General features: G+C 47.9%; 18 protein-coding genes. 13 read left to right on the forward strand and 5 right to left on the reverse strand.

What is annotated here, in order from left to right; translation table 11 throughout:
* Positions 1 to 219 precede the first annotated feature (219 nt).
* The 3 genes from EL633_RS30800 to EL633_RS37950 all read left to right on the forward strand — a co-directional run bounded on the left by EL633_RS30800 (position 220) and on the right by EL633_RS37950 (position 4,900).
* The gene (locus tag EL633_RS30800; protein WP_161982574.1) at positions 220 to 3,315 is read left to right on the forward strand and encodes an FtsX-like permease family protein; all 3,096 of its coding nucleotides are present in this window, start codon (positions 220 to 222) and stop codon (positions 3,313 to 3,315) included.
* Between the two features lie 532 nt (positions 3,316 to 3,847).
* Positions 3,848 to 4,387, forward strand: a complete 540-nt coding sequence (locus EL633_RS30805; RefSeq protein WP_126631051.1) for a transposase — start codon at positions 3,848 to 3,850, stop codon at positions 4,385 to 4,387.
* A gap of 387 nt (positions 4,388 to 4,774) precedes the next feature.
* On the forward strand, positions 4,775 to 4,900 hold the full coding sequence (locus EL633_RS37950) for a hypothetical protein (protein WP_281275959.1): 126 nt from the start codon (positions 4,775 to 4,777) through the stop codon (positions 4,898 to 4,900).
* A 388-nt stretch (positions 4,901 to 5,288) separates the two neighbouring features.
* Here EL633_RS37950 and EL633_RS30810 read toward each other — a convergent pair whose 3' ends face one another.
* Positions 5,289 to 6,920 carry a hypothetical protein gene (locus EL633_RS30810; protein WP_126631052.1) on the reverse strand — a complete coding sequence of 544 codons (1,632 nt, stop codon included), beginning with the start codon at positions 6,918 to 6,920 and terminating at the stop codon, positions 5,289 to 5,291.
* A 12-nt stretch (positions 6,921 to 6,932) separates the two neighbouring features.
* A complete protein-coding gene (locus tag EL633_RS30815) occupies positions 6,933 to 8,642 on the reverse strand; it encodes a DUF3987 domain-containing protein (protein WP_126631053.1) in 1,710 nt (569 codons plus the stop codon).
* Positions 8,643 to 11,348: 2,706 nt separating this feature from the next.
* Here EL633_RS30815 and EL633_RS30820 point away from each other — a divergent pair.
* The 3 genes from EL633_RS30820 (at position 11,349) to EL633_RS30830 (ending at position 14,382) form a co-directional block, all read left to right on the forward strand.
* Positions 11,349 to 12,128 carry an aminoglycoside adenylyltransferase domain-containing protein gene (locus EL633_RS30820; protein WP_126631054.1) on the forward strand — a complete coding sequence of 260 codons (780 nt, stop codon included), beginning with the start codon at positions 11,349 to 11,351 and terminating at the stop codon, positions 12,126 to 12,128.
* Between the two features lie 608 nt (positions 12,129 to 12,736).
* On the forward strand, positions 12,737 to 12,985 hold the full coding sequence (locus EL633_RS37050; RefSeq protein WP_126631055.1) for a hypothetical protein: 249 nt from the start codon (positions 12,737 to 12,739) through the stop codon (positions 12,983 to 12,985).
* A 59-nt stretch (positions 12,986 to 13,044) separates the two neighbouring features.
* Positions 13,045 to 14,382 carry a PP2C family protein-serine/threonine phosphatase gene (locus EL633_RS30830; protein WP_126631056.1) on the forward strand — a complete coding sequence of 446 codons (1,338 nt, stop codon included), beginning with the start codon at positions 13,045 to 13,047 and terminating at the stop codon, positions 14,380 to 14,382.
* Between the two features lie 596 nt (positions 14,383 to 14,978).
* On the opposite strand, the gene EL633_RS30835 is transcribed toward EL633_RS30830, so the two are convergent.
* Positions 14,979 to 15,686, reverse strand: coding sequence for a dienelactone hydrolase family protein (locus EL633_RS30835; RefSeq protein ID WP_126631057.1), 708 nt, complete (start codon positions 15,684 to 15,686; stop codon positions 14,979 to 14,981).
* A 341-nt stretch (positions 15,687 to 16,027) separates the two neighbouring features.
* On the opposite strand from EL633_RS30835, the gene EL633_RS30840 reads away from it, so the two are divergent.
* Positions 16,028 to 17,869, forward strand: a complete 1,842-nt coding sequence (locus tag EL633_RS30840) for a glycoside hydrolase family 15 protein (protein WP_126631058.1) — start codon at positions 16,028 to 16,030, stop codon at positions 17,867 to 17,869.
* A gap of 142 nt (positions 17,870 to 18,011) precedes the next feature.
* Here the strand turns inward: EL633_RS30840 and EL633_RS30845 are convergent, their stop codons facing one another.
* Both EL633_RS30845 and EL633_RS30850 read right to left on the reverse strand, forming a co-directional pair.
* Positions 18,012 to 18,653, reverse strand: coding sequence for a TetR/AcrR family transcriptional regulator (locus EL633_RS30845; protein WP_161982575.1), 642 nt, complete (start codon positions 18,651 to 18,653; stop codon positions 18,012 to 18,014).
* 641 nt (positions 18,654 to 19,294) lie between these two features.
* Complete coding sequence (locus EL633_RS30850) at positions 19,295 to 20,296, reverse strand: sigma-70 family RNA polymerase sigma factor (RefSeq protein ID WP_126631060.1); 1,002 nt, start codon at positions 20,294 to 20,296, stop codon at positions 19,295 to 19,297.
* A gap of 445 nt (positions 20,297 to 20,741) precedes the next feature.
* On the opposite strand from EL633_RS30850, the gene EL633_RS30855 reads away from it, so the two are divergent.
* The 6 genes from EL633_RS30855 to EL633_RS30880 all read left to right on the forward strand — a co-directional run bounded on the left by EL633_RS30855 (position 20,742) and on the right by EL633_RS30880 (position 26,069).
* Positions 20,742 to 21,119: a hypothetical protein gene (locus tag EL633_RS30855; RefSeq protein ID WP_126631061.1), complete on the forward strand. Its 378-nt coding sequence runs from the start codon at positions 20,742 to 20,744 to the stop codon at positions 21,117 to 21,119.
* A gap of 255 nt (positions 21,120 to 21,374) precedes the next feature.
* A complete protein-coding gene (locus tag EL633_RS30860) occupies positions 21,375 to 22,103 on the forward strand; it encodes a TetR/AcrR family transcriptional regulator (protein WP_126631062.1) in 729 nt (242 codons plus the stop codon).
* Between the two features lie 123 nt (positions 22,104 to 22,226).
* Positions 22,227 to 22,961, forward strand: a complete 735-nt coding sequence (locus tag EL633_RS30865) for a DUF2071 domain-containing protein (protein ID WP_126631063.1) — start codon at positions 22,227 to 22,229, stop codon at positions 22,959 to 22,961.
* A gap of 17 nt (positions 22,962 to 22,978) precedes the next feature.
* Positions 22,979 to 23,689: a ubiquinone/menaquinone biosynthesis methyltransferase gene (locus tag EL633_RS30870; RefSeq protein ID WP_161982576.1), complete on the forward strand. Its 711-nt coding sequence runs from the start codon at positions 22,979 to 22,981 to the stop codon at positions 23,687 to 23,689.
* Between the two features lie 385 nt (positions 23,690 to 24,074).
* A complete protein-coding gene (locus EL633_RS30875) occupies positions 24,075 to 24,284 on the forward strand; it encodes a hypothetical protein (protein ID WP_126631065.1) in 210 nt (69 codons plus the stop codon).
* A 303-nt stretch (positions 24,285 to 24,587) separates the two neighbouring features.
* Positions 24,588 to 26,069, forward strand: coding sequence for a helix-turn-helix domain-containing protein (locus tag EL633_RS30880; RefSeq protein ID WP_126631066.1), 1,482 nt, complete (start codon positions 24,588 to 24,590; stop codon positions 26,067 to 26,069).
* Positions 26,070 to 26,077 lie beyond the last annotated feature (8 nt).

Here is a 26,077-nt window from a genome sequence, read left to right on the forward strand (position 1 = left end):
ATATCCGCTGTCATACATTTTTTATGACAGCTGTCACTACGAATAACGTTCATGAAAAGCTTTGGAGAGTGTCTATAGTAAACACTCAATCCAGCATATATTGATATAAAGCAAGCATTGACCTATCCAGGCAAGTGGATGCATACTGTACACTATGTCAATGTAAAATGCCATTCTATCTATTATCTACTTTGTCCCCTGAGTTTAGAAGAGGATTCTATGGTCAAATCAACGCGATCTCAACGTGGTAATCGTCGTCTTTCCCCATTCTCATCTGTGGTGACACTCGCGATGTGGCGCTGGCGACAAACGGGATTTCTTTTGAGCATTATTGCTCTTGGCATGATTGCAGCGGTCCTTATCGCAAGTTCTATTCCGCTTTTTTCGGATGTGATGACGACGGCTGGTTTACGCAATACCTTGCGTTCAACCCCCGATGACTCGGAGATTGTGGCCACGTCAAATACGTCTGCTATTTCTGCCGCCTCTATTCAGGCCATGCATGATCAGTTTGATGGCTTGTTGAAGCCGAGCCTGGGTTCGTATATCCAGGCCCCTGAGTTTTCTTTTGTGACGGGCGATCTTTCTTTTGCGGCCCCTTCTAAGGAGCAGCGTTCTTTGGTGATGAGCGCTGTGAATGTGGCTCATGCGCAGCCGCATCTCTCTCATCTTAAGGGAAAGATGGCGGGTACGACGAATGCCGAGCCTAATACTCTTGATGTGATGATGACGCCTACCACAGCGAAGCGGCTGGGATTAAAGGTGGGTTCGACCTTCCCATTGAATTTTAATTATTACGCGAAACCTCTTCCGACCGCGTACTCGAATGATCCCTCTCCACCGCAGAAGAAACAGCCCTTAACGGCGCGTGTGTCTGCTCTCTTTGATATCGATTCTGCCAATAGTGCCTATTGGCATGGGAATAATTATGAGCCACTGATTACTTCATCTCAAGGGAAAGCGTTCTATACGTATAATTTCATGATTTCTGATACGCGTTTTGTGTCTATGGTGGAGCAGGTCAAGACGCTGAATAAGGCTGATGCGGCCTTTACTACTGCCGGAAGCTATTCGTTTTTATGGTCCTATCATCTCAATCCTACCATGGCTACCGTGGGAAATCTGGATGAACTGATCAACCGAATTGATGGCCTTCAGAATCAGTATCAGGCTGATTATGGGGATAGCACCTTTGTCGGAGATTCGACGCGTACCTTTCCTTTTGTCTCTAAAATTGATCTTTCGAGTACGCTGTTTAGTTATTCTGATCATCCAAGTAATCTGGAGCGTTTTCGTAGTCGGATCGCGGTGGCTCAGATTCCTGCGGCTGTACTGACGATTATGATTATGGTGCTGATCCTCTTTTTTGTGAGCTTGATGACGAATCTGTTGGTGGATCGTCAGGCGGAGGCGATCGCGGTCTTGCGTTCGCGGGGGGCGAGTAGTAATCAGGTTTTCTGGGCTTTGATGGCGCAGTGTATTAGCCTGGGCATTGTGGCTTTGCTGATTGCTCTGCCGCTGGCGGTCTTCCTGATCTATTCGATTGCCTCGCGCATGTTACCGGTGGCTTCGCGTGATGCGCTGAATGTGATTACGAATAATCCTGTGGCGGCCCTCCAAAGAGGTATCTGGTATGCGCTGGCGGTGATTCTGGTGGTGTGGCTGACCATGGCCATCTCGATCTTTGCGGCTTCGCGCTCAGATGTGCTGGCGATTCGCCGTCAGTCTGGCCGCTCGAATAAGCGTCCGTTGTGGCAACGTTTAAACCTGGATGTGATCGCGGCGATCATTGCGCTGGCGGGCTATGGTATCTCATATTACCTGACCAGTATCAGTAATGTGATCCAGGGTGATGCCAGGACCTTGATTGCGACCCCTTTGTCGATTATTGCGCCGTTTTTCTTGATTATTGGTTTTATGTTTTTGTTCTTGCGCCTCTTCCCGCTGCTCCTGCGTTTCATGGCTTCGCTGGTGGCACGTGGCCGTGGTGCTGTCTCGATGCTGGCCCTGGCACAAATTGGTCGTACGCCACGCCAATCTATCCGTATGACCTTGTTGCTGGCCCTGGCTACGGCTTTTGCGCTCTTTACCCTTGTCTATACCGCGAGCCAGGCACAACATATTCAGGATATTTCTACCTATCAGGTTGGCGCTGATATGAGTGGTGAGATCGGTGGTGGTCCGAGTCAGCCTGATACAACCGCTTTGATCAAGCGCTATAAAAACGCTCCTGGTGTGCTGGGTGCCAGTGCTGGCTATGCTACCGAGGCCATCGGTGGCCGTGGCGGCGGCATCAGCCTGGAAGTGCGTGCGGTGGATGCGGCTACCTTTGGCTCGACCGTGATCTGGCCTTCGCAGGATGAGGCGAAGAAAGGTAATGCGCTCTTAACGCAGATGATCGCGAAAGATAAAGTGGCGGCCAAGTTGGAAGTGCTGCCCGTGATCATTGATACGAATACGGCTAATCGCTTACTGCTGCACGTGAATTCCACCCTGACGGTACGTATCAGTGGTTTAAATGTGCAGGATATGTCGTGTGTGGTGATGGGGATTGTGCCGCATATTCCCACGGTCAATGATCGCATCGCGGTTGGCGGTCAGGGGGCCGTGATCCCTGGCGGTGTCCTGATGGACTATACCACGTATAGGACGGTGTATACCAGTAAGTTGCATAAGCTGAAGAATAAGTTTCTCTTGCCGGATGTCCCGGGCTTGAATCATGTCTGGCTGCATACAAAGTCGGATGATGCTTCGTTGATTGGTCTTCGCACCTTCTTGAAGAAGCCTCAGTACACGCTACAAAATCTGCTGGATCGCTGGCAGATTCTGGCTTCCTTGAATACTGATCCTCTCTATCTGATCCTTTCAGGATTGATGGTAGTTGGCACGGTTACCGCGTTACTGCTGGCCCTGGTGGGTGATCTACTGGCATCCTGGTTGAGTGCGCGCATGCGCCTGACAAACTTTGCGATCCTACGAGCGATTGGGACCACCCCGCGTGAAGTAGCCAGTATGCTCACCTGGGAGCAAGCTATTGTCTATACGATTGGCTTGTTGCTCGGCATCGGCTTTGGCCTGGTACTGGCCAACACCATGATTCCCGCGCTCTCATTCACCGATCTAAATACCACCCTGGCCAACAATGACCAGCTATATTCCCTACAAACCGCTTTCCCAACGCGTCTGATCTTCCCCTCTACCTTAATCTGGGGCCTCGTCGTCATGGTCGGTTTATATGGAATCGCCCTGGCCACCATGGTCCGTGTCGTTTCCCGTCCAACCCTCGGTCAGGCATTACGCCTGAACGAAGACTAGCCGGAACGTTATCAGCCCCACGTACGCGAAGTGGCGGTATGAGCCAACCGAACGTATGCGAGATGGATTGCACGCAAGGCCCAATCCATCTCACGTAGGGATTTGTGGCCTGGACAGGATCATGTTGAAGCGACCGAACAACGTGTCGATGTGAGGGCGATCATGATCGCCAACAGGGACATTGGCGAGGGCGGAGGAGACAGCGATCATGATCGTCAACACGAACGTTGACGAGGGCGGAGGAGACGGCAACCCGCAAGGGGATTGCCCTACAAAAGTCATTTCCAGGTTGCTTTTTCCTCTACGTCAAGCATGAACGTTTATTGCATCTTCAAACAATGTAACAAGAAAAAAGACAGATGTAGGGCAATCCCCTTGCGGGTTGCCGTCTCCTCGCTTCACGTAAAGGTTCCTCAACACGACCATATTGCTTTACCAGCCCTTCGCATTTTCACCGGGATACTATCATTATTTCCGTTTTTGGGGAGAATGTAGACATATGTTTATGTAAGAATTGTATGAGGAGGAATGAATGGAAAATTCTAAGAGGCGAAAAGGTTGGCCGCAGAGAAAGAAATTGCGTCTAGAAGGGTATGATTATCGGTTGCCGGGTGCATATGTGATTACCATTTGTACGGAAGATCGTCAATGGTTGTTTCAAAATCCAATTTTACAGGCTATCCTTTATGAGGAATGGACCAAACTTTCACAAAGATATGAAGGTGTTGCTCCCGGAACCATTATGGTGATGTATGATCATTTGCATTGTATTTTGGTTATAGAAGGAGAAGGACCCGGTATAGCGAGTGTTTCTCAAATCATTGGTGCCTATAAGTCGTGTGCGGCTAATGCTTGGTTGCGGTATATTAAAGAAAATAACGTTGATCTTCCAGGTAAAATATGGCAAGCACAATTTCATGACCATATCGTTCGAGGTAAACGAGATTTTGATGCGCAGAATAAATACATTTTGAATAATCCAGCTGCGTTTGAAGAGAAGCAACGGGCAAAGCAAGAGGAGAGAGAAAAGAAGAAAATGGAAGGAAAAGATGTGAAAGATTTTTCTGACTAACTTGTATATTTTTCTAACATTGGGCATGATCATAACCAGATACCTCGACGAGAGCGGAGGAGATGGCGACCATAATCGTTAACAGGGACATTGGTAAGGGCGGAGGAGACTACAAAAGTCATTTCCAGGTTGATTTGTCATCTATTTAAAGTGTGAAGATTCATTACATCTTTAAATAACGAAACAAGAGAAAAGATAGATGTAGGGCAATCCCCTTGCGGGTTGCCGTCTCCTCGCCTCACGTAAAGGTTCCTCAACACGACCATATTGCTTTATAACCTCCTCGCCTCACGTAAAGGTTCCTGATCATGAGCATGTCGGGGCTGAAACGTTGCTACGTGAGATGGATTGGGCCTTGCGTGCAATCCATCTCACGTAGGGATTTGTTTGCCTGTCCAGGATCATGTTGAAGCGACCGAACAACGTGTCGATGTGAGGGCGATCATGATCGCCAACAGGGACATTGGCGAGGGCGGAGGAGACGGCGATCATGATCGTCAACACGAACGTTGACGAGGGCGGAGGAGACGGCAACCCGCAAGGGGATTGCCCTACAAAAGTCATTTCCAGGTTGCTTTTTCCTCTACGTCAAGCATGAACGTTTATTGCATCTTCAAACAATGTAACAAGAAACACGACAGATGTAGGGTAATCCCCTTGCGGGTTGCCGTCTCCTTGCCTCACGTAAAGGTTCCTTAACATGACCATATTGCTTTACGACCTCCTCGCCACACGTTAAGGTTTCTTAACACGATCATATTGCTTTATGACCTCCTCGCTTCACTAGCCACGCGTACGCGAAGTGGTGGCATGAGTACAAAGAGAGGCCATGCAGAGAAACGCAACCACGGGATGGTTTGCGTGGTGGGGGGAGAGGGGTCCTCACCTCATGGGTGCGTTACTACGCGGGTGCCAGGGAGAATCTGGCTTTTAGCCTGCGGATATCTTCGGTTGCGTGCTTATGGCTTACGAGGCATGCATACCATTCGGCATTGGCGACGCCGGCCTCTATTCCGCGTGCCCCTAATTCGAGGGCTGGATAGGCTAATTTTGAGAGGAGGCACAGTAGCTCGTGTGATGTGGCATGCTCCTCACACCATCCACAGGCGAGAGGACGATTGGGACACTGACGAGCTACTGGTCGGATGACATTTGCTGAGATGCGGCGCTCACGTAAGTGGACATGGGGGCAGATTTTCCTGGGGAGTTGTGATAACGTGACTGGATAGTATGGAATCTCTAGTGGGGCACCAGGTTCACGCATTGTCCACTTCACGTTTTCAGGCCCGCCGAAGATGTCGATGATTTGAGAGACGGTGTTTGCTGTGATGAGCAACTCTGTCTCTCGATCCATTGGCGTATCTGGCTCAACAGACTGGATAACCGGAGGTTCCTGAGGGGCTACCTCCACTGATTTTATAGCTACTGGTGCCGCTTCTGCCACCAGTTCTTGAGGTACAGACGCGATGCCGGACTCTACCCATTGTCGTAATGTGTACCTGGCAGCTTTGTTGTGCTGTTGGCGCAGAATATCATTGGGATCCTTCGCAATCGTGGGACTCCAGCGATAGCTGTGCTTCAGGGCTTTCAGCCAGTAGGCTGCCCCTTCATACCCGGCTTCATCTTCATCGTATCCTTGCAACACAAAAGAAGCCAGGGTCAATTTTGCGATCCAGCGTAGTAAGCGACCGCGTGAGACAGAGCCAGTCGCCACACAGTTTATGAGATCGCCCGCTTCCTGTTCGACACTACATGCGCAGATTTCAGACTCGACCAGCATTGCCGGCTGATCGTAGCGTACCAGATCCACATTGTATAGTCCTTCACCACTCCCCAGGACCTGTCCGGAATCTTTCCCCTTTGGCTGATCTGGACGTTTGATAGACAGGCGCCATAATTCATCGGCGGACAACCAGGGAATGAGGATCCCAGGTGGGATTCTCACGCCTTTTTTCGCTTTCACTTCTGGTGTGAGCCTGGCTACATCAAAGCCCCAATCCTCAAACGAGCCGATATACCAGTTTCCATCTTTCCTGGGTGGAATGTAGCCAAAGCGTTTGCGTTTAATAGTGTCATCATTCAGGCCTCTGCCCCGTAAGTAATTTAGCATCTCCTTCCCGCCAGATGTATTCCATAATGCTTTTTCTGCATACCCAAGCAAATTAAGGCCAGACTCTTGCCAGTTCTTGTTGGGGGGCGTTTCCCGGCTACTCTTAGCAGGAATAGGCGCCGCCCTTTTATGCGCTGAAAATTCATCTATTCCCAGTTCAGTCATCGCTTCCCGTACCGACATTCCGACATACTCAACCAGGAAATTCACCCCATCACCATGGCGTCCACATCCGCTTGCGCGGGTCGCACACGTATATTGGCCGGTTTCTGGTCGCGATATGAAACGATCATGACCTCCACACCAGGGACAATTGGAGTGAAGCTCACGGATACCACGTACGACCGCTTTATTTACCACCTGGATGCTCGCATAGCGTTCAATCAAACTAGTAATATCGTAGAGCTTTGAAACAATCGCCATTCTTGTTTCCCCCTACTGACTAACGGTTCGCGTTGAACTCTCGGCAATAGAATATTTGCCGGAAGGAGAATACGCGCTGGGAGCGTGTTTAAGGATACCAACTCGGACCATGCTATCCAGGGTCTCCTTCAACTCTTTTGAGCTCAATGTTTTCATATACGAGTTCTTTAATTGCGAGACGCTGATCGCATAAACACCTTTGCCTTTCAGATGGGCCAGTTTCTCGTATATTTTATCTTCCAGTTTCGCTTTTACGGATACGTGACCGCTATTGATCTGGGCATACAATGCGTGCAGATTTTTACGTAACAGCTCAACCAGGGTTTGCGCTTTCGCCCAATGCCGAAGTTCAATGTGATTATTGTTCTCCAGGCTTGCCATGAGAAGCGCCATACGCAAACCAGCTTCAGGTAAGCGTGTATAGCTACCATGGAAATCCTCATGATTAAAGCTCAGCAGCATCTTTTTTAACGCACTGCGATAGCGCTTCCAGGCATCATGTGCCTCCTCAGAAATTGTACAGGCTGTCTCTGGTAATGGATCTCTCGCTACAAGATAGCGTGTATTTTGTGAACGCCCAGGGACATCATCAACCGTACGATCAATGCGGCACTCAGGGACACCCAGACGTTGATGCCAGTCGCGTATAATATTGACAAGTTCAACCGGAATCGGCAACTCTTCCGCATCCAGGGGCTGATCTTTATATGAATCAATCATTGCCACCACAAAACCGATACGAGCCCAGAAACCATCGATCCATAGTTCAGAACCGGCACTGGCATTTTCTCGTAAGTTCGCAGGCGTCATTGTACCCAGCACCGCCAGATACGGTTGTTTAATAGACTCACCTCCACGCGAAATGGTCCCGCTCTCATACTCATCTGGACAACTGTCGAGCGTCAAAAACAGCTCGGAGAAATCCGTCGTTGAACTTCCCTTCTTCAACATACCCTGCACAAATTTTCCAAATTCATCAAAAAACAGGCCGCGTTGTCCCGCCAGTGCCAGCCGCTTTTTGATCAGCTCTTGTTTTTCCAGGGGAAGATCTCCGTAGTCCTCAATCACAGAAACTCCTGCCATGTCACTCATCAACTTGGCGGGCGTTGCTCGGTCAGGTCCGAGCAAGTGGCCCAGGTGGGCCGCTTTGAGGATATCCTTGGCAACCAGGGCGGTGGTCGATTTGGCATACAAAGAGGTAGGCGCGCACATCGCAAACATCAAGTTGGTGTACATCTTTTTGCGCTTCATCGGCAGGTAGATGCGCCTGGCCGCAACGACCGACAGCAACCACAGCCCGCAAAAAACATGGAAATCACCATAGCCCTCAGGTGAGGCCGCTATGCTAAAACGTTCATATTCATCCAGAAAACGGCATGCGCCAATACTCATTTCAGGTGATAGAACCACTTCAGCCGGCAACTCTGGATAGCTGATCATGCCGCTTTCCGCATCCACTACCTGCTCCAGAGTAGGACGAGGAGGTTCAAAGATGTCACATATACCTTTGCTCTGGGTAGACAAATTGTCGAGGAGTAGCGCTACTTTGCGCGTATTTCCTCCTGTCTCGTTGTACACATCTTCGATTGAGCGAACGACGCTCTCCCACTCACCATAGTTGCGGGCACGCTCTATCAGTTTTCCCGTACGCAGCCCGTCAATGTACTTTCTAACGTTATTCTCCAACTCTTCTTTCTGCTCTTCTGTTGGATCTGTTATCATGCTTATTCGCTTCCTCACTATCTACACAACTGCCAGTTTAACAATCAAAGCTTTTTTACTTTGCGCTGCCATGCTATAGGTACACCTATAATCGTATGGCAACACATACATCGCAACAGCCAACACTCATGGGATCTGTAACATACCAGACATTGTATGCTCCTTTCTTCGACAGATCATATGTCTTTACAGGCGCATATTAACATATATTGAGCATTTATGGAAGTAAAGATTTCTTAACCAAAAATAAACTATTTGAAATATATGGTCAAGAAGCCTATCAAGGGGGCTTGCACCACATAAGTAGAGACGATCAACTTTGCTGGAGGTGTAGAAATCTCTACCTGATACTAGCAATGCTGTGCTCATAGAAAAAAATGTTCACCAAAACACAACCATTTCTCAACCAAAAAAACAAACAATATTCAATAAATCAAATATATACTTCTTTCTATGGATATTTCATAAAAAATATATTTAATAATAGGTATATAGAAATGACACATCTGTCAATTACATCGATTGGCACAAGAATCTGACTAAAGAGAATTGATATTTTTGGATGACATTTTTGTCAATCATGATGAGAATTTATCTAGATACGTAGATGTAGCTACGCAGGGCTAAAGAGCATGAACTACTCGATAGGATGTCAGGAGGAGCAAATTTCTTTCCACCACTTTATTGCCTTTTTGTTTTGGAAAACCACTGTCCATTATCTGTTAGTATCTCCTGCATTTTTGCAACAGGCTCTAAATAGCGCTACAATCAAATTCTGAGGCTTTACGTGATATACACGTTGATGGTTACATTACATCGCTCCAAGGACTTTCTGCGGCCCTTAGAATCGCAATAAATAGCATTGCATAGTTTTAGCATCAAAATACACCCAAAGATTTTTATTGATATTCAAAATATAAGCCAGCATATTATGATCTGAGTAAATATAAAAAGTAAAAAATTCTCAAAGACAAAAAAGATCATAGAGACATATTTAGCAGCGCCAAAGATAACGCTCCCCAACTTCGCGTCAGAGTTCGTCCCCAATGCCTTTCGGTTAGCCCGCTCCATGGCGTGGCGTCGTGTACGTCGTATGGGGTATGAGCAGCCCGGATCGTACGTCGAGTGGGCACACGCAAGGCCCAATCCATCTCACGTAGCGATTTGTGGCCTGGACAGGATCATGTTGCAGCGACCGAACCGTGTGGAGAGGAGACGGCAACCCGCAAGGGGATTGCCCTACATCTGTCGTTTTTCTTTTTTCATCCTCTTAAAGAGAACATGATAGTTGTCCTCTTCCTGCATGATAAAGTGACCTGGAAATGAATTTTGTAGGGCAATCCCCTTGCGGGTTGCCGTCCCCTCGACCTACGTCAAGGTTCCTGATCATGACCATGTCGGGCTTCTCTATCGCTACGTGAGATGTATTGCACGCAAGGCCGCACTGCTGCGTTGACGAGGGCCAACGTGCATGAACGACTCGCAGTGCTGTGGCGTCTACACCACTCACGGTGGAGGTGGCCTGATCATATTGGAACGTGTGTGAGGGAATGATCCCATGATCGCCCACCAAAACATTGCGGAGAGATTATGCCTAAAGAAACAAGATGAGTGTAGGTGCCACAGGCATGCGAGGTCTTTTCTACACGTATCGCCGTTGATCAAGCCGCACGCCGGCCTTGCGTGTGGCGCCCACTCGACGTACGTCTACACCACTCACGGTGGAGGTGGCCTGATCATATTGGAACGTGTGTGAGGGAATGATCCCATGATCGCCCACCAAAACGTTCCGGAACGATCATGCATGAAGAAACATGATTCGTGTAGGCGCCACAGGCATGCGATGCTTGCTAAACACGTATCGCCGTTAATCAAGCCGCATGCCGACCTTGCGTGTGGCGCCCACTCGACGTACGTCACGCCGGCTTATCACGCTCTCGATGGACGCTCAGCTGGATTCTCACGTCTTCTCCTCGATGGACGATTCGCTGCTTTTCACGTCGTTTTCGTGGTCCCCAACGTTGCTACGTGAAAGGTATTGGGGACAAGACCTACCGCTAAGTCTGAGATCGCTTCTTTTATCTATCATAATGATTTGAGATTGACAGCTTAAGACATTTAAGAACTTAGACACTAGAGACATGTGCAAAAATGTCTTAAGTTGTGGGGTAAAAAGCTGTGTGAGATTGACAGCTTAAGACATTTAAGAACTTAGACACTAGAGACATTGGCAAAAATGTCTTAAGTTATCAGGAAACATGTTATTTCAGTGAAGAATCAGGCTGTGCAAGAATGAAGTGGATTGTCTTGTACATTTACATTCTTCATTCCAGGTTCCACATACGTATGTATGTTATTATAATATATTTATATATATAAATATATTATAATATATATTATTAATAAATTAATAATAATAGAAAAAGATAATTTTACTATAAAAAGGAAATGAAACGCTTTCATATCATAGTTTTGCAATGATAAGACATTTCTGCACATGTCTCTAGTGTCTAAGTTCTTAAATGTCTTAAGCTATGAGCTAAAAACGAGGTTGAACTACCAACTTAAGACATTTCTGCACATGTCTCTAGTGTCTAAGTTCTTAAATGTCTTAAGCTACCGATCTCAAGATAATATCTTTTCTGTTACAATAAGAGATACCATGATCAATTTGTCGCAATATTATAAGAGGAGATGTCGAGTATTATGGATCTGGATCGTCGATTGCAACAGTTACCAGCGGAAATTCAGGCGTATTCTTTGCAGGTAGTTGAGCGACTTCAGGACTATTTGCGGGAAAATCTGGTGGGGGTTTATCTTCTTGGCTCTGCGGCATTGGGTGGATTTATTCCTGGGCAGAGCGATATCGATATACAGGGGATCTGTGCGCAACCACTTGGCCAGAAAGAAAAAGAGCAGATTGTGGCATTGCTTTCACATCCAGCCTTGCCCTGTCCGACGCGGGGCTGTGAATTTGTGCTTTATGCTGAAGAGACGGTCCGGCATCCTTCAGTTACAACCAGCTTTGAAGTTAATCTTAATTCTGGCCCGCGTATGTCATATCATGTTACCTATCATCCTGAAGATGAACCTCCTCACTGGTTTATCCTGGACCGCGCTATTGCACGTGAGTATGCCATCCCCATTTTTGGTCCGGCGGCCAATGAAATTTTCGGCGTGATTCCTCGTGCATGGTCCCTGGATGCTATTCTTACGTCTGCGCACTGGCATGCGGAGAATGATGAGGCTGGTTATTCCAGTATCCTCAACGCCTGTCGGGCGTGGCGCTTCGCGCTAGAGAATCGCTGGTCTTCAAAAGATGCGGCCACTGACTGGGCCAGGCCACGTGTTCCTGATAGTGATCTGCTACAACAGGCGTTGGACCTACGCGCGGGCAAGACGGAGGAAAAATTAGATCCCGTCAGGACCAGGCATCTTCTGGCCTTTATCACAGAGAGCATCACGTCTATACGAGAAAATACGTAGCATGTGTCTGGGGAATAGTCCATGGTTGGCGCTCATTGAGCTCAAATGGCTGAAAAGATGGCATACACGACATACTATGAAGGATTTATAGAAGACATTGGTATAAGATGTATAAGATCATTGCCCTTCGTATAAGAAAAGATTGTTTTGCCTTTCTCTCCACGTAGAGCCGATGCAGAGGATCCTGCTGTGTCGCGCTACCCTGTATCCCCGGGCACTTTTAACCCTCCATGCTCGCATATCAGCTTGCATTACCTCTCGCTTATTCGGTTGGGATTCCTTCTCGTCTTTGTTCGATTTTCTTTGGCAATGCGTTTATTTTACACGATATAGTGCATTTTTTGTCAATAGTTATGGTACTGATGGCTGTACATTTGCCGATATTTTATCACTAAGGGACTCTGTAGGGCTTTTTTTTCTTGCTCTCTTTGTCGATTTTGAAGCTTACGGGGAGAACGCGACAAGCAATGTGACCTATACTCAACACATGTTCATTGCATTGTCAGGTTTGCACATACAATGCATGTTAAATTTGTAGATACAATGTTTTTATCGCTTTACGCTGTAGATATCGTCACTGCACATGTCTTTTGTGAGAGGTGTTTCCGATGAGTGAAGTTGCTTTACTTCGCCAACAGATTGAGCTAGAACTGGTTGCGATGCGCAGCGGATTGCTGGGATTGTCTTCTGGATTCGCGCGACATGCTTTTATTCACGCTCGTATGGATCGCATTGGGGCCTGTCAGGATAGTCTGGCTGATCACCTGGGAGAAGATAATGCGACTGAAGTAGTGTGTCAATTATATATGCAGACGATGGAAGACACTGGTTCTATTCCTGTTCCTATAGCACAGTAACGCTTTTTGTGGATGCATTTGTGGGTTGTGATCTATGAAACTTACCAGAGGGATATGGCATGTTTGCTGAATTCTTGATCATGTATGATATCCATCATTGGCTACGCTATGTGACCTGGATTGGGGTTGCGTGCCTGGTTGTTTTTTTTCTTGTTGCTGATGGCGGTTTACCTCCTCAGTCATGGTTGCTGCTCATTCAGGCATGCCTGGTTTTTCCTGCTCACTGGTCTGCTGATCGCATGTCGGCCCTGATGTTCCTGGGAACACCTCTTATCTGGTCATTGGTATGGGGCGGATTATGGTATCTACTCTTGCGTCTCTGTCTGGCACTTTTCCAGCATTATAAGCAGCGCTCAATGCAGCTCTCGCAACAGCTTGCGGCGAGCTGGCTGCCATCACAGCACTTGTCTCTGGCTGCTTCGGCCGCGCATGTATCCCCTGACACGGTGAGTATGACGGTGCCGCGCTTGCGCCTTCCCCAGCGGGCTCCGCAGACGGCACAGATAGCGACTCTGACGCTACCGCAACGCCGTGATACCGTTGATCTGGCAGAAATTCCGACGCGACCGGCCTCTGAGCCTCGGTTGAGCGTTGCTCCGGCACCTGCTCACACCGCAAATCCGCGCGTGCTGCCCTTACAAGTTGGAGTTGGTTGGCACACTGGACTCACCAGGAGTGCTGCTCCCAATGAAGATAGTGTGGTCGTGTTTCAGGGTACTTATACCTACCAGGGCCAGTTGCTTCCCTTCGGCCTGTTCGTGGTCGCCGATGGTATGGGAGGTCATGATGATGGGCTGCTTGCCAGCCAGATCGCTATGCAGAGTATGTCGCATACCGTCTTGCAGAATATTATCATGGGACGTGAGTTTAGCGATGAATTCTTTATGGATATGCTGGTCGGGGGAGTTGAATGGGCGAACATGGCCATCTATCAGCGTGGGCAGGCCGATGGTGTGGATATGGGAACAACCCTGACGGCCGCGCTGGTGATTAATCAGCGCGCCTATATTGTGAACGTTGGCGATAGCCGCACCTATCTGTTCCGTGATAGCGCGGGCCTGATCCAGATTACTCGCGACCACTCTCTGGTTGCCTCATTAGTCGCCTTCGGCGAGATCACGCCCGACGAAATCTACACACATCCCGAGCGCAGCAAAATCTACCGCAGCCTCGGCCAGGGTGAAGAGCTGCACATCGATTCCTTCACCATCGACTTGCAAGCCCACGATCGCCTCCTGCTCTGCTCCGACGGACTCTGGGAGATGGTGCGCGATCCCGCCATGGAACGCATCGTACGCGCCTGTGACGATCCCCATGTCCTATGTGATCGTCTGGTCCAGACCGCCCTGCGTAGTGGTGGAGCCGACAACATCAGCATCGTTGTCGCGCACATCTAATCAACCACCACCATCCATCTCGTGCAAATTGGTGCACCACAGGCGGTCCGATCGTACGCCGAGTAGGCGTTGTGGGGAGCCGATCGTACGCCAAGTGGGCGTTGTGGGGAGCCGATCGTACGCCGAGTGGGCGCCGCACGCAAGGCCGCACTGCTGGGTTTACGTGGGCCAACGCGTATGAACGAGACGCAGTGCTGTGGCGCCTACACCAATCACGGTGGATGGTATGGAATTGATGAGGAACGTTTGAAAAGTCACGTTTGTTCCCTGGTGGGAGAGGTTCGCGAACCATGATTGGTGTACTTGCACGTCGCCCAACGATCAAGGTTGAATGACCATGATTCGTGTAGGCGCCACAGGCATGTGATGCTCTCTAAACACACATCGCCGTTGATCAAGCCGCATGCCGGCCTTGCGTGTGGCGCCCACTCGGCGTACGATCGGCCCGCTCATCACGTTGTTCCATCAAGAACCGCGATCATGTGGGTGGCGCCCACTCGACGTACGATCGGCCCGCTCATCACGTTTGCGCCATCAAGAACCCGATCAAGAATCATAATCATGCCGGGTATAGCTATTGCTACGCTCGGCCGGCCTCAGGCCTGCGCTAGATGGTCTTGTAGCCAGGTGACGGTCTGTGACCATGCATCGCTAGCATCATCGGGCCGATAGGCTTCCTGGCCGGGATTAAGAAACGAGCGAGAAGCCTCGGGATAGACAATGATGCGGTGTTCCTTCCCCAGCGTTGTTAACTTCTCTTCAAGCCAGCGTACATAATCCACGGGAATCGCCTGATCCTCCCCACCATAAATTCCTAAAAAGGGAGCATTCATCGCCTGGATTGCCTCTTCATGGCTAGAATTCTCAGGATCTCCACGCCCACCGTAGAACAAGACTAGCGCCCCCAACTTTTGGCCCGTCGAAGCCAGCATGGCGGCCAGACTGGCGCCCATCCCAAAACCAATCATACCCACCTGTTTTGCCTGTACCAGTGGGGAAGTCTCTAAATAGTGAATCGCCTGCTCTATTTCCTGCAACGCCTGCACGCGATCAAGTTTCTGGGATAGCTCCTGGGCCTCCTCAGTTGTTGTGGCCACCTGACCTCGGTAGAGATCCGGGGCCAGGGCTGCAAAGCCCTCCTGAGCCAGGTGCTCAGTCACCTGTTGAATATGCGTATCAATACCCCACCACTCTTGCAGCACGACCACCGCTGGAAAGCCGCTATCCCCCTTAGGATGGGCCAGATATCCATAGGTTGACGTACCATCCCCTTTAAATTCAACAATTTGTGAATGAATAAGCATTTGCTGTACCTTTATCTATCTTCATTTTTCTATGGCATATATTTGCACCACGAGATCGGGATGCCGCATCTATTTCAGCCCACCCCTTTCCCCATATACGCGTAATTATACTGCCTTGTTTGCTTTCTGAATCCAACCACCTCCAAATTGGCTATATCTGCTATTTGGAATTGGCCTGAGGGAGCGTTTGTATGTATTCCTTCTGCACTTTTGCAGCGTCTTATGATTGTCAGGACAAGCATAAATTTCTTGGAGAATTTTGTCGATCCATAAATAGTAGCGTTTAGCAACCGATTATTTCTTGCAATGCGCTTTTTGCTGCGAGCTAAGGAAAAAAAACGATGGAAAATATGCGCACATCTACGTATCAGCCTATTGAGGATTATGGTATTATCGGAGATCTGCATACAGTGGCCCTGGTAGGTAAAAACGGATCGATCGATTGGTGTTGTATTCCACGCTTTGATTCTCCCAGCGTCTTTGGCGCGCTGCTGGACGCCGAAAAAGGAGGCTTTTTCCGCATCTCGCCTACCCTCTCGGACTCTATGGAGATTCGGTCACGGCAAATCTATTATCCTGAAACCAATATTTTAGTGACCCGCTTTTTGACGGATGATGGTATCGGCGAGGTTACCGATTTTATGCCGATCAAGCAGGGATGGGATACCACGCATCCCCATCATATCATTCGCTCGGTATCGGTGGTGCAGGGATCACTGCCCTTTGAGATGATCTGTCAACCGGCCTGCAATTATGCTCGCGACCAGCATACTCTGGATTTTAATGAGCATGGGGTGATTTTTAAAAGCGAGCATTTGTGTCTTGCCCTGACTACGAGCCTCCCTTTAAAAGAACATGCCCGCAAAGGTGTGCGTGCCAGTTTCACTTTGCAGGCCAATCAGCGTGTCTACTTTTTGTTGGAGTGCACCCGTGAAGGGGATGCGAAGCTCCATCCACTCACTGAGCGGCATTATGAGGAGGATTTTCAGGATACCATGAAATACTGGCAGGGCTGGTTAGCGAAGTGTACCTATCAGGGGCGCTGGCGTGAGATGGTGCAGCGCTCGGCTCTGGTCTTGAAATTGTTGACCTATGCTCCTACCGGTGCCATTGTCGCGGCCGCGACCACCAGTTTGCCCGAGCATATTGGTGGGCCGCGTAACTGGGATTACCGCTATGTCTGGTTGCGTGACGCTTCTTTCACTCTCTATGGTCTATTGACACTTGGCTTTACAGATGAGGCTGAAGCCTTTATGGGCTGGCTGGATCAGCGTTGTCACGAACTAGAGCCAAACGGTTCCCTGCAACCAATCTACACCATTGATGGAAAGCGTGAATTGAACGAAACGGTTCTGGAACATCTAGAAGGATATCGTAAAAGTGCACCGGTCCGCATCGGCAATGGAGCCTATTGCCAGAATCAACTGGATGTTTATGGTGAATTGCTGGATTCCATCTACATCTTTAATCGCCATCAGGATATCTCATATGATCTCTGGAAACATTTGCGTCATTTACTTAGCTGGCTTGGAGACCATTGGCGCACTCCGGATGAAGGCATCTGGGAGGTACGTGGAGGTCCACGCAACTTTGTCCATTCCCGTGTCATGTCATGGGTCGCCTTTGACCGTGCCCTGCGCATCGCCCGGCATCGCGGACTCCCGGCTCCAATCACCGATTGGACAAATACGAGTGCTGAAATTTATGACGATATTATGGATAATGGTTGGAGTTCAGAGAAGCAAAGCTTTGTGCAATACTATGGAAGTACTGAGGCTGATGCCAGCTCACTGCTCATGGTCTTAACCAGGTTCTGCGGTCCTACAGATCCCCAGATGATTAGCACCCTTGAACGCATCATGCGCGAACTCACCAGCGACTCACACGTCTATCGTTATGATCCAGCCAAAGCCGCCAATGATGGCTTGAGCGGTACCGAAGGCACATTCACCCCCTGTAGCTTCTGGCTCGTCGAAGTACTGGCCCGTGCCGGACGCCTGATAGAAGCGCGCCTCATCCTGGAGAAAATGTTAAGCTACGCCAACCATGTCGGCCTCTATGCAGAAGAATTCAGTCCAACCGGCCAGGCCCTCGGCAACTTCCCTCAGGCCTTCACCCACCTCGCCCTGATCAGCGCCTGCTACAACATGGACCGCGCCCTCAATGGCACCCTCACAGGCTAATAGAGACCTTGACGTGGGCCGAGGAGATGGGAACCCCGGCTTTGACGTGGGTCGTCTCCTCGACCTATGTTATGCTCACCATCAGGGAGCATGTAGGGTATGGAATGTCGCTATATGAGATGTATTGGGTGCGAGGGTGCTTCTAATCAGCTTTCTGCGCAATCCCATCGAAAAAGATCCGCCCGAGCTGTGCAATCAACTCATCCGAGCTGAGTGAGAGATCATCATGCTGTTCCAGCCAGACATCGTAGCTCCTCGGAGTAATCAAACTAAAGAAAGCACGCATAATCACCGGAGTTGCAATAGACGGATCAATCTCACCTGCGGCCTTCCCATCCTCAATAATTTTCTTGATATGCAGCAACAGAAAATCCATCACCTCTCGAAACAAATTCTTCTGTTCCTTCAGCTTATGTTGCAGCTCCACTCCACTATAAATTGAGGTCAGAAACTGCGTATTATGGCACATAAATTTCTGATAGAGATAGGTAAGAATGGCCTCAAATTTTCCCCGGGCCGTCGTATGTTGAGTGATCGCGGCATCCAAATCGGCTCGAAACACATACAAATTCTGCTGTATAATCGCCGTTACCAGCTCATCCTTACTCTTAAAATGAAGATAGATGGTACCTTTACTAATACCGACGCGGGCAGCAATTTCCTCCATCGACGTCTCATAAAATCCCTTTTCAAGCAGCACTTCCTCTGCCGTCTGCACGATAAGCCGTTCCCGTTCCTCGCGCTGCTTTTCCTTAAGCGAGACATGTACAGGAATAGATGGCATAGCCGCCTCCCTCACTGTGACCGTTGTAATCCATGATAATACTGAATGCATGGTAATTATCTGACTGTATAGTCATTATTTTAACAACAACCACATACAGCGTCAAGGCTCCCAATCTGGCATCAGGGCTTTTTAATTTTCAGCTGGGAGTAGCTGTCAGGCTAATCATATACAGAGTATTTCTGGTGTGGTGTGTGTTCTGTGGGCGGCCGCCCACAGAACACACACCACACCAGATTCCGGTGCCGTAGGCGCCAGGAAGAAGAAAATTAAAAAGCCCTGATCTGGCATACCTGAAACCTCAAACAAAATAGAACATAAATTCCAAATTTGTGGATTCTTTAATACTTTTTTCATGCAGTTACAGGAAGGGCTATGGTAGACTAGAAGTACTCATCATCGAGTAATGCCTGGTAAGAGAGGAAAGGCATTCCCTGGCAAGGAATACGGGAGGCTATTTGGCAAGGGGAAAACTCTGACCAGGTCCTTTCTTTCTTATATACCAGCGGCTATCAATAGCATAACGCAATAAAAAAAGGTCGAGCCGGATGCGCTTGGCAGGCGCAAGAGTGGCTCAACCTTTGGTCTGGCAGGAACCTAGCTGTGTTCCTGTTCCTCATCATCGAAATGGCTCAATCGCATCACCCCAAAAAGTCCTGAAGCCTCTTGTTGCGGCTCGGTGGATCGAGTTTGCGTAACGCGCGGAACTCCACCTGACGGACCGCCTCATGACTCAGGCCTAACTTTTTACCCGTTTCCGATAAACTATGTTCACCCAGGCCATCCAGGCCGTAGCGCAGCTGTATCACCCTCCTCTCACGCAGAGTCAATGTATCCAGCATATCGTGAATATGCTCCTTGAGCGTCTCTGAAATAACGATACGCTCGGGTGAATAAATAGGATCATCCTCCAGGATATCGCTCAAAGAGATCTCATCATCGCCACCTTTGCGTGGCATATCCAGGCTCACTGTCTCCTGATTCGTCGACAGGAGCGTAATCACCTGCTGGACACTGATCTCCATCTGATGGGCCAGTTGCTCCAGGGTTGGCTCATTCTCCAACCCATGTTCCTGCTGGATCCGCCGGCGTACGCGACCCAGGCGCTTAATCTCCTCAACCTTATACAGAGGAACACGAATCATATGAGCCTGCTCAACCAGGGCGCGCGTCACATACTGGCGAATCCACCAGGTCGCATACGTACTAAAGCGATAGCCTTTCTTATAATCAAACTTCTCAACCGCATGCATAAGTCCAATATTGCCCTCCTGGACGAGATCCATCAGGTCAACACCGAAGCCCTTATACTTGCGCGCAATATGCAAGACCAGGCGAAGATTCGCCTCGACCAGCAAATGTTTAGCCTCATTGGCCTCACGTGTCGCCTCAACCTCTTTAGGCTCTTTTGGGACACGCTGTAGACCGCGCTGCTGCCGTTTGCCTATGACTGCCCGAGCCTTCTCAATCCTTTGGGCCAAACTCTTCACCTCATCGGACGAAAGTAAATCCACCTGCCCAATCTCATAGCGATAGAAACGGGAAGAATCATTCAAACTCAGAACTTCCGGATCCGCCTCAATACGCTGAATAGTATCTATTGTCATCTGTGCTGCTGCGTCGGTTTCCACTGTGCTTTTCATCTGGACACCCTCCAAAGTATGGATTATATTGGCCTCTGATGAAACTGAGTATACGTGGGTGAGCTTTCCACGATCTCCTACATTCCTTCCGGAATGCGCAGCACAAAAACGCCCAAATATTCCACGAACAGCCCAACCCCCCTTCTCCACCCCCGACACGACACCTATCCCTCCATATCCTGGAAACTTCCAGCCGTTTTTTTACAGAAGAAAAGCGCAAGAATGTACCTGTCTTATACCAGTCTTACCAATTCCGCTTTATCGTGAGGAGCGCAGAGGATGTCTTTTCTGAAGAATGGAGCTCAAAAGATTGAGTATAGAGCGTAAAGCGGCTGGAGGCCATTGTGCGATTTTTGGTTCCCCCTGTAAGATGACAGTAGAGTATTTTACTTGAATTCTGGTTTGGTCGGGTTGTTCATTTTATGATGAACATAAAGGAGGGACAATGGACACAAAAAAAGTATCCTCAGATCGGCGCAATTTTATCAAAAGTGCAAGTGCCGCCAGTATTGCTACACTATTGGTTTCCGGTGTAAGTACCGCTTTTGCTCATAGTACAAAGAACGTTGAACCTGGGAATGGAACTACTTATACCTATCGTACAGAAAACTCATGGGGACCCATCATCGAATGGCATGCAGCTGCTGACCTTAATCTGCACGTGGATGCTGGCACCAGCTCTCCTCCGGCCAGTTTATCCTGGCGCGATCAACAGGGGAATTCCTTTGCCATCAGTTTTGCATCAGATATGAGTAGCTTTTTTGGCTATTTTCAACGCCCACATGAAGGCCCTATTGCCTATCGTGGCACGCTCAGAGCGTAGTTTTATCCCTGAAACTTCGCGCCTTCGGCGCGCACTGGTCTTAAAAGAGGAAATTGGATGGCGGTTGCAACCGCCATCCAATTTCCTCTTTTAAAGTTGATTGACGGAGAAATTGTATATATTTTAGCTAAGGTACTTAATACGTGTTGATTTGCATTGACAAGCCCGATTTTATCAGCTATATTTATATCAATAAAAGTAAACGCGTTTACTTTTATTGATATCAGTAAACGAGGAGAGCAGAAGAGAGAAATTATGGGCGAGGAAGCGGATAGTAAGAGAACGCCGAAAGGAGAGCAGACGCGCCAGCGTATCTTGCAAAGTGCTCTAGGCCTGTTTGGGTCCAGGGGATATGAAGAGACTACGATGCGTGAAATTGCGGCTGAAGCTGGATATTCACCTGGACTCACATACAAATACTTTACCAATAAAGAAGAATTGGTTTTAGAACTCTATCAGAACCTCTGCACGGAGCTGGATGCATTTACGCGTGATTTAGCGCCTGATACGCTGGCTATGCGCTTTTATTCAAGCGTTGCTGAACATTTTGAAATGATGGCTCCCCATCGCGAAGCACTCAGTGCCCTGTTTAGGACTGCTCTTAATCCTCGTTCACGTGTAGGTGTACTTAGTAAGGATACTGCTGACATTCGTAGACGTGCCAGAAATACCTATTTAAGAATCGTGCTGGGTGCCAAAGATGCGCCGAGAGAGTCTCAGTGCGAAGATCTTGCGACGGTGCTCTATGGTATGCATCTGGCCATGGTACTTTTCTGGCTTATTGATGAGACTCCCCAAGCATGGAGAGCGCGCCTTTTGCTGGCATTTCTGCGTGATATGTTGAAATTGCTCCAACCAATTCTCTGGCTTCCGCCCGTTGCGCAAGCCCAGGGCAGGCTGGCCGCTATAATTGGTCCATTGCTCGGCGACGAGAGAAAGACTGCCCTTACTCAAAAACCACAAGAAAACGACACAGCTCGCTAGTTTGTTTGATCCTGGTATATGTAATGAGTAAGAGGAGGCAGAAGCAATAGGTGCGTATGACCAGACATCATTCTGTCTGTTAAAGCTTATAAGAGGAGATAATACACTGGAGGATCCGTAACTATGTTTATTCCTTATTCAGTCCATGCTCAGCTTGTTGAACGCTTCATTTTTAACTTTCGCGTGCGACCTGATGTGCTTTTGTCACATTTGCCCGTTCCCTCTTTACTGTCCCAGGTTATTCATGGTTGGAGTGTGGTCTCATTCTGTCTGTTGAAACTTGATCACGTAATGCTCTCCCCAGTACCAGCGTGGCCTGGCTTAAAAACCATTTCCTGTGCCTATCGTTGTGGCGTCGTCGATTCCGCTGGGAAGCCAGCGGTCTATGTTCTTAAACGATATACGGATCATGCCTTGATCTCTCGTCTGGGTCCATTGATCTTTGCAGGTTCTATGCCTGAAGCGCGCGCTCTTCTTACTTCGGCGGCCTCTGTCAGAGATATTCATGTCCAATACAAGGATCATCAATGTTTGTTTTCCGCATTAGTACAGCCATGTGTTCGTCCTGATGAACTGAATTCCGACATTTTTGACTCACGTACATCTTTCATTCATTTCATAAAGTCAGGTGTGGCCAGTTATACGCCTGCCGCCTCAGGGAATGCTCTGGCCCGTGTTGATTTGCAGAAAGAAGATACGCGCTATGAAGCGCTGACCGCTACTGTTAAATATAGTTTACTGGATGATCTATGGCCTGATGGTGAACTAATGTTTGACAGTGCTGTTCGGGCAACAGGAGGACTATACAAGTGGACATATATGGGTCTTATTGGAAAGGATAAGAGGGTATGTCTCTAGTAGAAGAAAAAAAATGTATGCAGAGAGATAGAAAGGGTGCCTGCCAGAATGTATTCAGCCATATTGCGCCTATCTATGACCGAATGAATTTTTTAATCAGCTTCGGCTTGATTCGTTCCTGGTGTAACCGTGCGGCACGTTATCTTGCCCTGGATGTCGGAGAAATTGGGTTAGATCTAGGTACTGGAACGGCTGATCTTGCCATCGCGGTCATGCGTATTTCTGATCGAACTGCCCACATGATTGGGATAGACTGGGCACCGGAGATGCTTGAACAGGGTTACCGGAAATTGCATCAACCAGGATTTCAGGATCAGATTACACTACAGCACGGCAATATTACATCCATTGCATTGCCCGATAATAGTATCGATCGTTGTGGTTCCGCTTTTCTAGTTCGCAACCTGGTAAACATGGATAAATGTTTTCGGGAGATGTGGCGTGTTGTCCGTCCAGGGAGGAGTATCGTTTGTCTGGAAGTCAGTCATCTGTCAAATGTGCTGCTCAAAATCCTGTTTCATTGTTACTTTTACCGTATCGTACCTCTCTTTGGCACGTTGCTTGGTCAGAAGTTTGATGCCTACCAATACCTGCCTGCATCACTCAAGCATTTTCTTGATGCATTTGATCTGAAGAAGATTATGGAAACATCTGGCTGGAGTGACGTACACTTTTATCATCTGCATGGTGGTCTGATCGCCATTCATATTGGCACAAAGCGCTTTTGATGAGGTGTTGTGAGAGATTTTATTATACATGGATCAGAATGAGTTGTCAGCAGCGTTATATTGAAGAACACGACTGAAAAAAATTTGGTGATGCGTTGTATTAGCATATGCCCCTGTAAAGCAATCGTGAATAATCGTTCATCTGCGGCTAGGGAAAGCGCTACTGTTTAACAAGAGAAAGGTGCATGTGCGGCCTGTCAGGCTCTTCCACTTACGCAATTGAATGGCATATCAATGAACCTATTCTGGAAGGTGCTATATTCAGAATTAGGTTTTTGATAGAGTAAGCTTACTCATATGAGTAAGCGAATGTATATCATGATAGTCATGACAAACAACACGATTGGTTCACAAGAACCTGATTTCCAGCAAAGGATGGTACGAAATGAAACTTTTTCATGTTTCACAAAATGAAAAGGCGCTTGAAGAAGAACAAGAGAGCGAAGGTCGACAGATAGATTTAGCAGCCGATATTATGCAGATTCACCGTTTTGGTGGCAATATTGATATTCGTGATCTACATCCAGAAATGACCGAGCAAGAGACGATTGATTACCTCTCCAATTTGATTGACAACCATATGCGCCGTTATTAATAGGTGTCTGGCCGGCTGGCAGCCACAATGCCAGCTAAAATCCCCTTAAGGACTTCGGGAGAGCCTGGCTGAGTAAAAAACAAAAAGATCTTCATCTTATACCAATCTTATATTTCACTTTGTAAGACATTGTGTGAAGAATTTTATATAAATTTTATGCATTTTAGGATGGACAGGTCATACAAAATGTGCTAAGCTGAGAAAGATTTCAAGCTCATTTTATAGAATTCTGATATGTGACTCCTTTGAAAAATACATAAGCATATAAAAAATGCTGTGCATAGAAGAAATGGACGCATAGCAATGAAGACGCATGGCCTGGCTCAAAAAGAGATGTTAGCATCCTTGTCTCTCGCTGAAACGGTTTATACGCAGTCTCCACAACTAGTTTATTCAAGCGCGGAAAAGCAGCAACCTGATTTGCATGCAGTGCTTTTTAAGCTTGTTAATACAATCACGCTACCATTACGTTTACCTGAAATGCTGCATCTTTTAACAGAGATGATTGTGCAGTCCCTGGATATTGATCTTTGTATGATTATGTTACGCGGACAGGCTAACGACATTTTGCGTCAGTGTGCAAGCCATCCTGAAATACCAACCAGTAACATTCAGAAACAACATTTACGCATTAGTCCTACATTGTGGGAACACTTACGTACATTCACTTTGCAAGGGTGCCTGCCAATCCTGACCAGCCAGGAAGCGGTCCAACTGAATCCTCTGCAAGAAAATGCGTATAAGACATTTATCAGTATTCCTTTATGTGTTGGGAATGAGTGCCTGGGGTTGCTTAATTGTTATACACAGAGAGAGCTCGATTATGATCGGGATGAGCAACTTATCCTGAATACTATTGCTAATCAGACAGCCCTGGCCATTAAACATCGACGCTATGTTGAGGAAGATATTATTGCCCAGAATAATCTCATCAGATTATTTGTAGATGATCTTTTAGCTGGCAAGGCTGAAGCCGAAGCTATTCTGCAACGACGTGCTTATATAGTAGGGTTTGATCTGGCCAAATCCCATGTGGTTGCTGTAGTGGAATTGTCCGAGGTAACAGAAACAGTTGACGACAAAAATGTTTCCAACACCACTGGACAAGAGAAATCACTCCACTATAATACTGCTCTGACACGCATCAAACAGAGCCTGCAGGCTCTCTATCCAGGTGTGCTCATAGATGAGCGCGAAGCAGGACTTGTCTGTTTGCTACCATGTGATAGTGACTTGACGCTTGAGTATTTGAACACTCAATTAGAGCCGTTGATTAAAGCTAATCGGCAAGAGAGCTATGTTTCTATCTCAATCGGGATAGGTACATGCTGTCAGGCGATCAGTAATTATTCACGCAGCTATGCTGAGGCCAGTGAAGCTTTGCAGGTTGGTTCTTGTTTTAAAACCGATCTTCACTGTACTCATTTTGCCGAGCTTGGTGCCTATCGCTATCTTTATCCATTTGCCCAAACGCAGGAGTTGAGCGATCAATATCAAGATTGCATTCTTGCAGTACTCCGTTACGATCTGCGCAAAAAAACAAACCTGCTAGATACCCTGGAAGTATATCTAGAGTGCGGTGGCAATATTGCTAAAACCGCCTGTACATTGGATGTACATCGCAACACACTACTTCAGCGTATCAGTCGGATCCAGAAACTTTGCGCATTAGATATAGATCACATGCCATACAGGCTACCGCTCCTTATGGCACTCAAAGTATATCGCCTGCGTGCCCATCAGTTGCATAGCAATGAAACCGTTGAGACAAGCATCCCCTTATAAGACAGAAC

This window comes from Dictyobacter alpinus, from assembly GCF_003967575.1.
GTDB lineage: Bacteria > Chloroflexota > Ktedonobacteria > Ktedonobacterales > Ktedonobacteraceae > Dictyobacter > Dictyobacter alpinus.